The organism is Niastella soli, assembly GCF_017742245.1.
Classification (GTDB): domain Bacteria; phylum Bacteroidota; class Bacteroidia; order Chitinophagales; family Chitinophagaceae; genus Niastella; species Niastella soli.
The window spans coordinates 113,746-127,326 of sequence record NZ_JAGHKO010000003.1; the positions used below are offsets into that span (position 1 = coordinate 113,746).

Here is a 13,581-nt window from a genome sequence, read left to right on the forward strand (position 1 = left end):
GGGTTATTTTAAAGGCTCGAACAATTGAGGTAATAGCTGTGGTACACTTCTCTCTTTTATAAATTTCGTAATAATATGCCAAATGTTAGCAGGGAAAACACATACGGAAGATGTTAAAAAGAAAGAAAAGCATAAAAATAATTCGGGGCTTTGGGGCTGTTAAGTTTTTGGGGAAATGAGCAACCTGTAAGGGATACATTACGGTAAGCAGTTTTCTGTAGCCAGCGACAATTCTATCATATGATCGATTTTTAAATTTGGGTTCGGGTTCTTTTTTAATTACCTTTGCCCGCTCGAATTTGAGCCTTACATGATGTCAAACCTGGTGCCGTAAGACCTCGTTTGTCGGAATTAGACCCCCGATGTACCCTGATCTTACTCCCTCCTTGTTGCTATCATGTGGCTTTTAAAAACAGTCAAAAAAACACATGAAACTTTCACAGTTCCGGTTCGATTTACCACTTAACCTTATTGCCCAACACCCTACAAAGAAACGTGAGGATGCTCGTTTGATGGTTGTGCATCGCAGCACTGGCCAGATTGAGAATAAACACTTCCGCGACATCATGGATTATTTTGATGACAAGGATGTGTTTGTAGTGAACAATACCAAGGTGTTTCCGGCCCGGATGTATGGACGGAAGGAGAAAACAGGGGCGAAGATTGAGGTGTTCCTGCTGCGTGAATTAAATAAACCCAACCGGTTGTGGGATGTAATTGTGGACCCTGCCCGTAAAATTCGCGTTGGTAATAAATTATATTTTGGGGAGAATGATGAGCTGATCGCTGAAGTGATCGATAATACCACCTCACGTGGCAGAACGATCCGCTTTTTGTGGGATGGTACCGATGAAGAGTTTCGCAATATGCTGGAATTCCTGGGTGAAACACCATTGCCTAAATACATCAAACGTAAGCCTGAGGCTGAAGATAAAGAGCGCTACCAAACCGTTTATGCAAAGCATGAAGGAGCTGTAGCTGCGCCTACTGCGGGTTTGCACTTTAGCATTGAGCTGATCAAAAGGCTGGAAATTAAAGGTATCCGCTTTGCCGAGGTAACCCTGCATACCGGTTTGGGCACCTTCCGCCCTATTGAAGTGGAAGACCTCAGCAAACACAAGATGGATGCTGAGTATTACAAGATCGATGAGCTCTCTTGTAAAGTGGTTAATAAGGCCATCGAGGGCAAACACCGCATTTGTTCAGTAGGGACAACTACCATGCGGGCTCTTGAGAGCTCTTATACTGCAGAAAAGCTGTTGAAGCCTTCTGAGGGCTGGACAAACATTTTCATTCACCCGCCTTACCAGTTCAATATTGCCGATTCACTGGTAACGAACCTGCACCTGCCAAAAACCAGTCTGCTGATCATGGTGAGCGCTTTTGCCGGTTATGATCTGGCTATGGAAGCGTACAGAAAGGCCATCAAGGATAAATATCGTTTCTTCAGCTATGGAGACGCAATGTTGGTTATCTAAAAGGCAATGGGCAATAGGCAATAGGGTCTTTGACTTCGCCTCCTAACTTTTTACATAATTATTAGCCGGTAACATTTTATGTTACCGGCTTTTTCGTTTTTTGTACTCCTTCCTGCATTGGGAGCCTCAGCGTGTAGCACATAAACACTCATGATAGGGGTGGGGTATTGATTTGATTAAACTGGAATGAAACACAGGGAGTAATATTGACATTATAAACCCACCCCCTGCCTCCCGCAAGGCGCGAGAATTCCTTAAAACAAGCGTTTACTAAACAACATTGACAGCCTTCTGGCTTTCTCCCATTGCCCATTGGCCATTGCCCATTGCCCATTGCCTTTCACTGCGGTCTGCCTTAATCTCACCGCTTAAACTTACAGGTATACGTGCGGCTGCCACTGCTGAGGTTGGCCTTGAAACGATCGGTACCGGTGAACTGCATGTCATCAAAGAATTCCGAGATCACGTCCTGGTTTTGAAAATTAATAACACTGATGGCAAGCCTTTGATAATGCTGGTCATCCTGGTAGTCGTGCCTGATGTCCCAACTACCTATGTATTCTTCACCATCGTTATTGGTATACGTGACGTCGCCATTGGGTTCAAATACAAAACGGCCGCTGTTGAATGCAGGTCTGTACCCACTGCCTAGCCCAAAACTGTTTACGTCATATAATTCCCAGGTGCCACCGGTTATGCGCTTCTCGTACGATTTTAAAAAGTCTTTGCTGCAGGCTGAAAGGAGGAGAAATGTAAGCGGAATGAATGTAGTATAAATTTTATTCATATCTCAGGATTGTTGGTTCACTAACAAAGTTGGAGGTATTGCCAGCCACAGAAAACAAACCGGGTGACCATTTAACTTAATATTCAGCCAATTCCGGCTTTGGAAAGAGAATTTGCCCATCGGGGAAAGAATGGCTGGCAATTTTTAAATCAAAAAAGTAAATTTGATTATAAGTAGCTATGTATGAAAAAACTACTATTTCTTTCTGTAACCTTAATTTGCTTTGTCTTGATCACTTGTGCGCAAACCGTTATACCGCTGTATCCCGATTCGGTCCCTAATTCAAAGCCGGTACCTGATGAAGAAAAAGCTGATACGAATGCTTCGGGCAGGATCATGATCAGTAAGATCAGCCGGCCCACGATCACTGTTTATCTTCCTCCAAAAGAAAAAGCCAATGGTGCTGCCGTGATTGTAATACCAGGTGGAGGCTATCGGATGGTGGCTGCAGTGCATGAAGGTAGTGAAGTGGCCAAACGGTTTAACGACATGGGCGTAACCGCTTTTGTTTTAAAGTACCGGTTGCCCAGCGATGTAACTATGGTGAATAAAGAGATTGGTCCGGTACAGGATGCCCAGCGGGCTATTCAACTGGTGCGCGACCGGGCAAAAGAATGGGAGATCGATAAGAACCGCGTTGGGATCATCGGTTTTTCAGCAGGTGGTCACCTGGCGTCTACGGCCGGAACCCATTTTAATCATGTGTACATCGATGCGGGTAAGAAAACCAATCTGCGTCCCGATTTTATGATCCTGGTTTATCCGGTGATCAGTTTTGCTGATACGATTTGCCATATGGGCTCGCGGGATAACTTAATAGGGAAAGACCCTTCGCCCGAAAAGAAAGAAGAATACTCCAATGAATTGCAGGTGACTAAAAAAACACCGCCCACTTACCTGGTGCATGCCGAAGACGACAGCACCGTAAAAGTGCAGAATATGTTGTTGTTTGCTACCGCCCTGCAAAAAAATAAAGTGCCTTTTGATTTTTACCTGTATGAAAAAGGCGGTCATGGTTTTGGATTGACCAACAAAACAAGTGACGTGAAATGGATGGACCTGGTGCAGGAATGGATGGGAAAGAGTGGATGGTTGAAGTAGAGGTAAGTTGATCAGTTTGATCATTAATAAGTTATTTAGTTTGTGAGTTATTAGGTTTTTAAAACAAAAAAGCCTGTGCTATCGAAAGATAGCACAGGCTTTTATAATTAGTAAGACTGTTTAAAATTCGCAATAATGGCGCAAGCGACCGCTTGTGCCAGGTAGTGTATACTCACTATTCCAACCCAAACAACCCTTTGTTCAACAATTGCAGGGTTTGTGTTTTGTAAGAAGAAGGCACGAGCATAGACACGTTGTGTTTGCTGCCGCCATAGCTTACCATACGCACGGGGATGGGTGTTAAGGCGTCGAACAATTTGCTTAGAATGTCTTTGGTTTGTGCAATTTCATTTCCAACAACAGAAATGATGGTGTGATCATTTTCCACGCTGATGGTGCCAAATGGTTCCAGCTCTTTAACGATAGAAGTTAAATTACTGCCACTGTCGATAGTTACAGATACAGCTACTTCAGAAGTGGTGATCATATCGATAGAGGTGCGGTATTTTTCAAACACTTCGAAGATCTTTCTCAGGAAGCCATAAGCCAGCAGCATACGGCTGCTCTTTATGTTGATAGTAATGATGCCATCTTTTGCTGCAACGGCTTTCACGCCTACAGAACCTGCTTCCTGGGTGATAGTAGTACCCAGTGCTTCAGGCGCCATGGTATTCAACAGTTTTACGGGGACCTTCTGTTGTTGGGCAGGCCAAATACAGGTAGGGTGTAAGATCTTGGCGCCGAAGTAAGCCAGCTCAGCAGCTTCTTCAAAGCTTAGTTGTTCAACAGGTACTGTTTTTTTAACGATACGGGGATCGTTGTTGTGCATACCGTCGATGTCAGTCCAGATCTCACAAACAGAAGCATTTGCTGCTGCAGCTATCAAAGAAGCGGTATAGTCACTGCCACCACGTTTCAGGTTGTCAACCTCACCGCGTGAATTGCGGCAGATATAACCCTGGGTGATGAATAATTTTTTATCGGTGTTCTGTTGCAGAATGCGATTCAATTTTACCTTGATAGTGCTCAGCTGTGGTTCATCCTGTGCATCGATGGTCATGAACTCCAATGCTGGCAACAGCATGTGGTCAATGCCTTTTTCTTCGAGGTATACGCTGAATAATTTAGTAGACAGTAATTCTCCCTGTGCCAGGATGTCCTTGCTAAGGGCTTCACTGAATGATATTTTTAATATGATGTTCAGGAACTCGAAGTGCTCAGATACAATGCTCTTTGCCTTAACATAGAGCTTGTCCGTCTTCACCAGTTCCTTTATAAATGACTGATAATGTGCTTCCAATGTATCGATCAATTGCTTGGCCTGCTCGCGGTTTCCGGAGGCCATTGCATCGCCAATAGCTACTAATGAATTGGTGGTGCCGCTTAATGCGCTCAACACTACAATTCTTGGCTCGCTAACGTCTTTGGTGATCAGTTGCGCTACCTGGTGCATCCGCTCGGGTTTGCCTACTGAGGTACCGCCAAACTTCATGATTTTCATCTGAGATATATTATTTAGGGCTGCAAAGATAAGGCACAGAAATTTGTTTGGGGCCTGTATTTGCACGGTTCTGCGGCTTCTACAGGACGCTCCGGGATGGTTGGGGGCAGGACCTGAGCGAAGCGAAGGTCCCGTTTGTCGTCTGCCGTCTGCCTCGCCCGCCAAAGCCTTGGCGTAGGCGATCCCTGCCTTTCACCACTGCCCATTGCCCATTGTCTTTTCCTACAACGTAACACCAAATTTCTCACCAACTGCTTTCAAATCAGCTACTACCACATCGAGAATAGGGATCCCTTCCTTCATCCGGATGGCTTCCATTTCGCGTTCGGGGTCGCCGGGAATGATCACTTTTTCTTCCCCTTCAACGGTTTTGGCGCTGCGGAAACGACGGATCCAGTTGTCCATATGTTGTTTGAAATCGGCGGCGGGACGGAAAGCATCTACCCGCATGGCGCCAAAAAAGTGACCGATGCCTTTACCTGGCATACCGGTAGGCATGGGCACATAGGCAGGGAAGGGAGGCACCCAGGGACCATAGTTGGCACCACTTAAAACAGCGGAGAAAATATCTACCACGGCACCCAATGCATAACCCTTATGACTGCCATGTTCACGGTCGCCACCCAGTGGCAGCAAGGCGCCGCCGGTCTTTAATTCATGGGCGTTGGTAGAAGGCTGGCCCTCTTTGTCCTGGATCCAACCCAGGGGAGCTTCCAGATTTTTGCGTTGCAGGATCTCCAGCTTGCCATTGGCCGCAGTGGTGGTGGCCAGGTCGGCCACGAAAGCAGGCTCTTCGCCAGCCGGAATGCTTACACAAATGGGGTTGGTACCCAGCAGCCGTTCGGTAGAGAATGTAGGCGCTACAAGCGGACTGGCATTGGTCATGGCCATCCCGATCATCTCATATTCAAGGGCCATCATGGCATGATAGCCGGCTATGCCAAAGTGATTGCTGTTTTGCACACTTACCCAGCCAGTTCCTACTTTTTTTGCTTTCTCAATGGCTACCTGCATGGCAAAGGGAGCCACCACCAATCCTAATCCGCTATCGCCATCTACTACAGCCGTGGAAGGCGTTTCATGTATAATGCGGATATTAGGGGTGGCGTTCACCCGTTTTGCTTCCCACAAACGAACATACCCGCTAAGGCGGGCAACTCCGTGTGAGTCAATACCCCGCAGATCGGCGTTTAACAATACTTCCGTGGCCAGTGCGGCCTGTTCTGAAGGGCAACCTATGTGTTGAAATATCTTTTCGGTAAAATTGAATAACTGTTGGTACGAGTATATTATTTCTGCCATGCTGCAAAGAAACAAAGTTTCTCCCTTCCGTGAATCGGCAAACGTGAAACGGCAAATAGCTCGCGAGCTTTGAAATTAATAAACGACCTTGCTTCACCCGATCTCTCTGCCCTCAGCCTCGCCTGCTGCGCTGAGGTGTTTTCCTGCCGCGATGAAGTTCTGCCGTTTGCCTTCTGCCTTTTCCCATTGCCAATTTGCCATTGCCCTTCAATTACTCACGCTTTCAGCCTCATATTTACCGGGTCCCAATAAATGATCCTTTTCTGAAAATAGCTGTCATTGGCAGCCAGGCAAGGGGCAGCGGCCCGGAAAGCGAATTCTGGTCCTTCATTGGCCTGGGTGCCATTGCGGATGGCATCGAAAAAATTGGTGAAATGATCGAGGTGTTCACTATAGCCATCGTGCACTTTATATTTTACCGGTGCTTTTTCAGGTCGTTTTTGATCATCAGACGACCAGCGGTCGCTGTATTGTTTTTTCAATTCTTCCTGCATAGCGGTAGGGAAGGTGTTCAGGGAATCGTACCCGCCAATACCCGGCGCTTTGGACAATAGGCTGTGGGTAATGGTAAAACCATTGCCATCCAGCTCAATCATCCCTTCGGTACCATACAGCCGGATGTTACTTTTATTGCCACCACCACTGATGAAATTCACCCGCAACATTACCTGAAAGGCCGGATGTGTTTTGGTTTGCGGATAATCCATAATGGCTGTCATTACATCAGGTACATCCCGGCCGTCTTTCCAATAAGAGAGTTGTCCGCTCGATACAATACGGGTAGGGCCATAAGAATCGGTGATCATATGAATGCCTGAGATGAGGTGCACAAACAGATCACCTGCCATCCCGGTACCAAATGCTTTATAATTGCGCCACCAGAAAAACTTCTTGGGATCGAAAGCTGTTTGCGGCATCCCGGTCAAATAGCGGCGCCAGTCAACCGTTTGCGCCGAAGCATCGGTTGGGATGGTGTATTCCCAGGCGCCAATAGCGCTTTGCCGGTCGTAGGTGGCTTCTACGCAATTAAGCGCGCCTATTTCGCCTGCATTGTATAATTCTTTTGCTTTGATATAGGCAATGCTGCTTACGCGCTGACTGCCCACCTGCATTACTTTTTTGCTCAATCGCTGCGCACCTATCAACGGCAGACCTTCCCATAATTTATGCACCATGGGTTTCTCGCAATACACGTGTTTTTGTTTGCGAAAGGCATCGGTAGCAATACGGGCATGCCAGTGATCGCTGGTAGCAATGATCACTGCATCGATGTCTTTTTTATTAAGTAGTTCGCGATAGTCTTGTGTAGTGTATAAACTGCTGCCATGCAATTCTTTCATTCTTTCCAACCGGCCGGTGTACAGGTCACAGGCGCCGGCGAGTTCAACACCCGGTACTTTCAGGGCCGTTTGCAGATCGTTGTGGCCCATAATACCCGTACCAATAAGGCCTATTCGAATGGTGTCATTAGGACTGATAGGCCGTTGGTATCGGATGATACGTTCTTCCAGTTGTTCGGGATTGGCAACAGAAGCAAAGGGACCAGCAGCCAGCATGGCGCTGGTGGCAGTTAACTGCTTTAAGAATTTTCGGCGGGTTGATGCGTAATCTTTTGACATAGAGTTAAGGTTAACGAGTTGAAAAGTTAACGAGTTAATTAGTTGAAGGTTGAACAGGTGAAAGGGGCAAAATGAAATACAGGTCAGCTTGGAGGATATTCTGCAGGATATTGAAATGTTGGCGTATTGCCGGGCTGGCTGCGTGGTACAAAAACCAAACCACAAACAAAAAATCCCGGCTTGGACTTAATAAATTAATAACTGCACGTTTCTTGCTGAATACCCGCCAGTAAGCATTTTTAATCGCGTACTGGTTGCTGAAGTTACAGATTATTAAAGATTTTTTTTCAGCAGGTAAAGTATATTTACAATTATGATTGGTAGGGCCGTACTTCTTTGTTTACTGATTTTTTTACAATATGTTTCTGATGCGCAACCGCGCCGTGAAGACATTTATAGCGATTTTGTGCTATATAAAAAACGGCAACTACTGTTAAAAGACCTGCACGAGAATGTAGTGGCCAAAGCTTTTTTAGCGCCCCTCGACAGCAATACAGAATATAAGTATGAAGCCGCCTGCCGCGCCATAGTTCAGTTCATGCTCGACAACGATACTACGCAGCAGGGTATTACTCAATTATTTGTTCAGTACGATTCCTTACAATACGATACCAAACGCGCCCTGCTCGAAACCGTGTATGGCGTATATCCCGAACAGTATATTCAAAGCATTCAACTGCTGCTGGCAAAAGAGACCAACCCCATGTTGTTTGCCATTGCAGCAGCTTACAGTTTACGGTACGATAGCGCTGTAGTAAATGCCGCCACCATCAAAAAAAGGATCAGGGAACAGTTTCCCAATTACAGCAGCAATACCCTGCTGGCCGAGCTGGATAAATACCTGAACAATTATACGCACTATAAACCGCCAACTACCAATGACCTTATTGAGCTATTCAGGTATCAGCAGGTGGTAAAGAAAAAAGTGATCTACTCTTTTCAGCGGCATAGCCGCGATTATGGCGGACTGGCCATTATTCAAAATGCAGACGGCAGTTTTATGCGAACGGCCGAAGGACGGTTACTGGTATTTGAACAGTTAGCCCGCTCTGCCTCCGGTCTGCCGTATTTTATCCCTGATGGCAATACACCACAGGGTGTATATAGCATTCAGGGCACCGCTGTAACTTATAATAAATTGATTGGCCCAACGCCCAATCTGCAACTGATCATGCCTTATGAGCGTAAATGGCCTGCTTATTTTCATGCGGGCGACAGTACGGTATGGACGCCGTCCAGCGATATGTTATGGGCCTACCTGCAATTATTACCACCGACCATGCGTACGAGTGCTGCGGTTACAGAAGCCTTTTATGCGGGTAAGCTTGGGCGTAATTCTATAATAGCGCATGGCACTACTATAGATCCTGAGTATTTTAAAAACAAACCCTGGTATCCGTTAACACCAACCATGGGCTGTTTGTGCGCCAAAGAATTGTGGAATGTATCGAACGGGCGATTGCTGGTAAGCGATCAGTTTAACCTGGTAAGCGCTTTTACTTCCACAATGGGCAATAAAGGCTATTTGTATGTTATTGATATAGATGATCAGAAGAAAACGGTGAGCAGGTTGGAGGTGGAGAAGTTGGTTAAGGAGTTTGAGGCGAAACAGGTGGTTCACAATTGAAAGATCGCTGTTCACAGTACAAGAACTACTGCACAGTTTACAACTTCATTATTAAGAACTAATATATTGTAAGTGTTGATGAGTAAATAATTTTCTCTAACTTTATAAAGGCCAGATGTTATAAAAATTATTAACTTGTGTTTTAATATTTTATGGACTACAAAGATTATATAGAATCGAATGCAGCGATAATGTTGGGTAAACCCATCGTTAAGGGAACCCGAATTACTGTCGCCCTTGTTTTGAAAAAAATGTCAGAAGGGGCTACTGCAGAAGATTTAATTGCGGCCTATCCACAGCTTACTTTCGCATCAATCAGCGCCGTTTTAGCATATGCCTCAGATATGGCAGCAAATGAAACAATAATACCAGCTGCATGATTTTAGCAGATGAGAACATTCATGGTTTTATAATTAAAACTTTGCGCGAAGCAGGCTTTGAAGTTCTTTCTGTTCAGGAAACAACAAGAGGTATTAAGGATGAAAGTGTAATTCAAATTGCACTACAAAATAATTACTTGCTTTTAACAGAAGATAAAGATTTCGGTGAATGGGTGTTTGCCCATCATATAAAAGATTTAAGTGTATTATTCCTGCGATATTCGTTTCATGAATACCAGGAAATTTCCAAGGTAATTGTGCATCTTTTGAAAACTCAAACTTTGGAACGTCCTTTCTTTGCAACTATTACAACAAAAAAAATCAGGATAAGGAAGTTATAGATAAACTCGTTATTTTATTGGCAACAGAGCTAATGCCTTTCAAAAAAAAGCCCCTTGCAAAGCAAAGGGCTCTCAATTTCATCAACCTACAACTAAAACGGCAGATCATCAACCGGCTCATTAAAACCACCGCCACCAGAAGGCGCTTGGGCTTTTGGTGCAGCAGGGGCTGAGTATGAATTATCGCCACCACCAAATCCGCCACCGCCTTCAGGGCGACCACCTAATAATTGTATAGTAAGCACCCGCAAAGTAAGCGAAGCGCCATATGTTCCATCTTGTTTTGTAAAAGTTCTTACCTCAGGGTTCCCTTCCACATATACCTGGGTGCCTTTGCGCAGGTAAGGCGCAATACCCGTACGGTCACTCCAGTAAGCACAATCCACCCAAATGGTCTTGTCTTTCTGGTTACCCTGGGCATCACGGAATCTTTCAGTGTGTGCTACCGTAAAATTCATTACAGTTTTCCCATTCACATTGTTGGTAACACAATCTTTACCCAGGTTGCCGATTACTTGTAACTTAATCATACTTAATAAATTTAGCGTCGTACTTAAATATTGTTTTGTCTGGCAATTTACGGCTTCCCCCAATAGTGGCAACGTTCTGTTTTTGAGGTGGGGAAAAGTTGTCAATGGACGCCTAAAGCATTGCGTAACAGGTACGAGCTATTCATTGCGCCCCGAACCCGGTTCAATTATGCGCCCAAAGAAAATGGCATTCATAAATAACCGGGTGCCGCCCAGCCAAAAAGCCCTGAAATTAGGATTGTCGGCAATGGAGATCACTCGGCCATTGCCCACGGTATTCACCAGCACCGCCGCTGAATTTTTTATGGCATCATAATTTTCTTTTGTCACAAAGCCACTTTGTAAGGGTCTGTCACCATACACAAATGGGTTGGAATAAGGGTTTTTATTTCGCTCAGGGTAAACGGCATTGGCCTTGAACAGGTCAACAAACGGATAGTTGTAACCGTACGCAAGCGGGTGGCTCAGGTCGGTAGCTGCCCTGAAGATGGCGCCATTCATTTTTTGCGCACCGGTGCGGTACTCGCGTTCTGTATAAGCGATCTGTTTGGCGGTATCTTCTTTTGGCTTCTTGAACGTAATATTGGTGAACCCATTTTGTGCAGCCCATTGTACCGCTTCTTCTGTAACAATTAAAGTGCCGCCGGCTTGTATCCAGCTGCGAAGCTTTTCTTTGTCGAGGTTGTTGTACGGGGTGCCATACGTGGCGCCTACCATGATCAGGGTATTGTATTTACTCAGATCGCAGCGGTTAAAGGTAGGCACTTCCAAATGAGTGGATGGGATGTTGAACTGCTGATCGAGCAGATACCAGATCTCGCCGGCATCGGTAGCATTTACGCCAGTACCGGTTATCATAGCAATGGAGGGTTGAGCTACGGGCCGCATTTTCCAGCTGCCCAGATCGCTGCCGCTGATGGCATTGCCCGTTTGCAATGCATAAGCGGTAATACCATTGGGTTCTACCGCATTTTTGATCAACTCGTATAATTTGTCGGCATCCATGGTTTGGCTTTTTACCGGAATGCAGATGGTGCCATAATTAAATTTGTGGGTACCGTTGTTAACGGGTATTTCAAAAATGCCGGCGGAAGCACGGGTAATAACGCCTGCTTCCTGCAAGGCATACAAAGCACGGGGTGCATAATGTTCATCCCATTCAAACAGGTAGGCGTAATTGCTTTTGCCACCCGCTACACTGCCGGTGGGCGCAACAGGTTTATCAACCCTGGTTCCCATAAGGGAGTTGGTAAAGCGGGTAGCGTTCAATTCTGCATAAGGTAATCCAAAGGCCAGTGGCAGGGTCCAGGCGGTGATGTCGTAAAACAGACTGTCTTTGTAAGAAAGCGTTTTATCAAAAATGGCCCTGATCACTTTGTACTGGTTTTGATTGGCAGGCACTACATAGGCATTTCCTTTTTCAAAGGAATAACCATCAGCTTGCAGCGGGTTGTTCAGTTCGTATACGTCTATTTGTTGACGGCGAAGCATCTCCACAAACAGGTTGGTTTTACTTTTATCGCGCGTGCTTCCAAATACATACCCTCTTACCGGCGCTGTGGCGGCTTCTGCTAAGACATTCTTATAGAAATCGCGCTGGTAATTGAGGAATTCTTTTCGTAATGCTTTGGCGCCTTCGAGTGTTGAGAGGGTAGTGGTGAACTGGTTTTTGATGGTAAAAGGAAAACGCAGAATGCCATTCTCCGTTTTTTGCGCATGACCGCGTGAAGAAGCCTGTTCAAACAAAATACCAATGGCCCCGTTGATATCAGGAAAGGTAGAACCTTTTCCATAATAGAAATCATCGTAATTCTCTTTGGTAAAATATAACGAACCAATACGATCGAGGAATGCCGCATGATATTTGGCGAGTTTACCAGTAAGCTCCTGATTGCCGGCAGGTGTTAACGGATTAACCCGCGATGGTACACCGGGTTGAAAAAAGAAAGTGGCATTGCTGCCCTGTTCGTGGTGATCGGTTAAGATATTTGGTCGCCATTTATAGAACCATTGCAGGCGGTTCCTGCTTTCTACATGTACCAGTGGCAGCCAGTCGCGGTTCAGATCGAACCAGTAATGGTTGAACCGGCCGCCCGGCCATACTTCGTTGAATTCCCGGCTATCCGGGTCGGTAACCAGGTTCTTGCTTTTATGCTGGTTCACCCAGGTGGAAAAGCGTTGCAATCCATCGGGGTTAAAAGAAGGGTCAAAAAGGATCACCACATTTTGCAGCAGGTCATCTATTTGTTTTCCCTGGGCTGCCGCCAGGTAATAAGCGCTAACCAGTGCGGCATTGGCCCCGCTCGATTCATTGCCATGAATGGAGTGACCAATATATACAACAACAGGCATGTTTTCGATGTCAACGCCGGCCGACCGTTGCGGATCGCTTAACTGAACGTGCTGTTCACGGATGGCTTCCAATCGCTGATGGTTTTGGGGCGACGTAATGATCAGCAACACCTGCGGACGGCTTTCATAAGTAAAGCCCATCATTTCCAGCTTTATCCGGTCGGGAGCCGCCTTGGCAAGGGCCTGCATATAATTCACCAGGCGATCGTGGGTAACATGCCACTCGCCCGGTTCATGATAAATAATGTCTTTGGGTTTGGGAATAGCGGGGTTATATGTTACACTGTCGGGTAAATAATAATTGAGGTCCTGGGCCGGCGAGAAATGGAAAAAGAGCAGCAAACAGGATACAATCGCCGCTACGCGACTGTACAGATCGGGTTTTCTCATAATTTTTTTGGTTGTTAATGTTGCAATGGGAAGATAACACAAAAGAGACTAAAAAAACCTTTAAATCAACAATCTAAGGGCTTTTGTGTTATTACCTCTGAAAGCCTGCCAGGCGGCGTAATTCCCCCCTTTGGGCTATTAATTGTATATTTGCAAGCTAATTTTTTAAGGTT

At 45.7% G+C, this 13,581-nt stretch carries 11 protein-coding genes; 5 read left to right on the top strand and 6 right to left on the bottom strand.

Annotated features, from left to right (window positions below; translation table 11 throughout):
* The first annotated feature begins 428 nt into the window (after positions 1-428).
* A complete protein-coding gene (gene queA / locus J7I42_RS14545; protein WP_209139551.1) occupies positions 429-1,478 on the top strand; it encodes a tRNA preQ1(34) S-adenosylmethionine ribosyltransferase-isomerase QueA in 1,050 nt (349 codons plus the stop codon).
* A 361-nt stretch (positions 1,479-1,839) separates the two neighbouring features.
* On the opposite strand, the gene J7I42_RS14550 is transcribed toward queA, so the two are convergent.
* Entirely contained in the window at positions 1,840-2,265 is a 426-nt protein-coding gene (locus J7I42_RS14550; protein ID WP_209139552.1) for a hypothetical protein, read from the bottom strand.
* 183 nt (positions 2,266-2,448) lie between these two features.
* Here J7I42_RS14550 and J7I42_RS14555 point away from each other — a divergent pair, with 183 nt between their 5' ends.
* Entirely contained in the window at positions 2,449-3,366 is a 918-nt protein-coding gene (locus tag J7I42_RS14555; protein WP_209139553.1) for an alpha/beta hydrolase, read from the top strand.
* A gap of 175 nt (positions 3,367-3,541) precedes the next feature.
* Here J7I42_RS14555 and J7I42_RS14560 read toward each other — a convergent pair whose 3' ends face one another.
* The 3 genes from J7I42_RS14560 to J7I42_RS14570 all read right to left on the bottom strand — a co-directional run bounded on the left by J7I42_RS14560 (position 3,542) and on the right by J7I42_RS14570 (position 7,788).
* Positions 3,542-4,867, bottom strand: a complete 1,326-nt coding sequence (locus tag J7I42_RS14560; protein WP_209139554.1) for an aspartate kinase — start codon at positions 4,865-4,867, stop codon at positions 3,542-3,544.
* A 222-nt stretch (positions 4,868-5,089) separates the two neighbouring features.
* Entirely contained in the window at positions 5,090-6,169 is a 1,080-nt protein-coding gene (locus J7I42_RS14565) for an Ldh family oxidoreductase (protein ID WP_209139555.1), read from the bottom strand.
* Between the two features lie 215 nt (positions 6,170-6,384).
* The gene (locus J7I42_RS14570; protein ID WP_209139604.1) at positions 6,385-7,788 is read right to left on the bottom strand and encodes a Gfo/Idh/MocA family protein; all 1,404 of its coding nucleotides are present in this window, start codon (positions 7,786-7,788) and stop codon (positions 6,385-6,387) included.
* A 313-nt stretch (positions 7,789-8,101) separates the two neighbouring features.
* Here J7I42_RS14570 and J7I42_RS14575 point away from each other — a divergent pair, with 313 nt between their 5' ends.
* From J7I42_RS14575 to J7I42_RS14585, 3 genes are all read left to right on the top strand, one after another.
* Positions 8,102-9,415 carry a hypothetical protein gene (locus J7I42_RS14575; RefSeq protein ID WP_209139556.1) on the top strand — a complete coding sequence of 438 codons (1,314 nt, stop codon included), beginning with the start codon at positions 8,102-8,104 and terminating at the stop codon, positions 9,413-9,415.
* 152 nt (positions 9,416-9,567) lie between these two features.
* The gene (locus J7I42_RS14580; RefSeq protein ID WP_209139557.1) at positions 9,568-9,795 is read left to right on the top strand and encodes a DUF433 domain-containing protein; all 228 of its coding nucleotides are present in this window, start codon (positions 9,568-9,570) and stop codon (positions 9,793-9,795) included.
* Positions 9,792-10,136 (top strand): DUF5615 family PIN-like protein, encoded by a 345-nt coding sequence (locus tag J7I42_RS14585; protein WP_209139558.1) that lies wholly within the window; start codon positions 9,792-9,794, stop codon positions 10,134-10,136. The genes J7I42_RS14580 and J7I42_RS14585 overlap by 4 nt, the downstream gene beginning before the upstream one ends.
* A gap of 92 nt (positions 10,137-10,228) precedes the next feature.
* Here the strand turns inward: J7I42_RS14585 and J7I42_RS14590 are convergent, their stop codons facing one another.
* Both J7I42_RS14590 and J7I42_RS14595 read right to left on the bottom strand, forming a co-directional pair.
* Positions 10,229-10,666: a single-stranded DNA-binding protein gene (locus J7I42_RS14590; RefSeq protein WP_209139559.1), complete on the bottom strand. Its 438-nt coding sequence runs from the start codon at positions 10,664-10,666 to the stop codon at positions 10,229-10,231.
* A gap of 138 nt (positions 10,667-10,804) precedes the next feature.
* On the bottom strand, positions 10,805-13,408 hold the full coding sequence (locus J7I42_RS14595) for a M14 metallopeptidase family protein (protein ID WP_209139560.1): 2,604 nt from the start codon (positions 13,406-13,408) through the stop codon (positions 10,805-10,807).
* Positions 13,409-13,581: the final 173 nt, after the last annotated feature.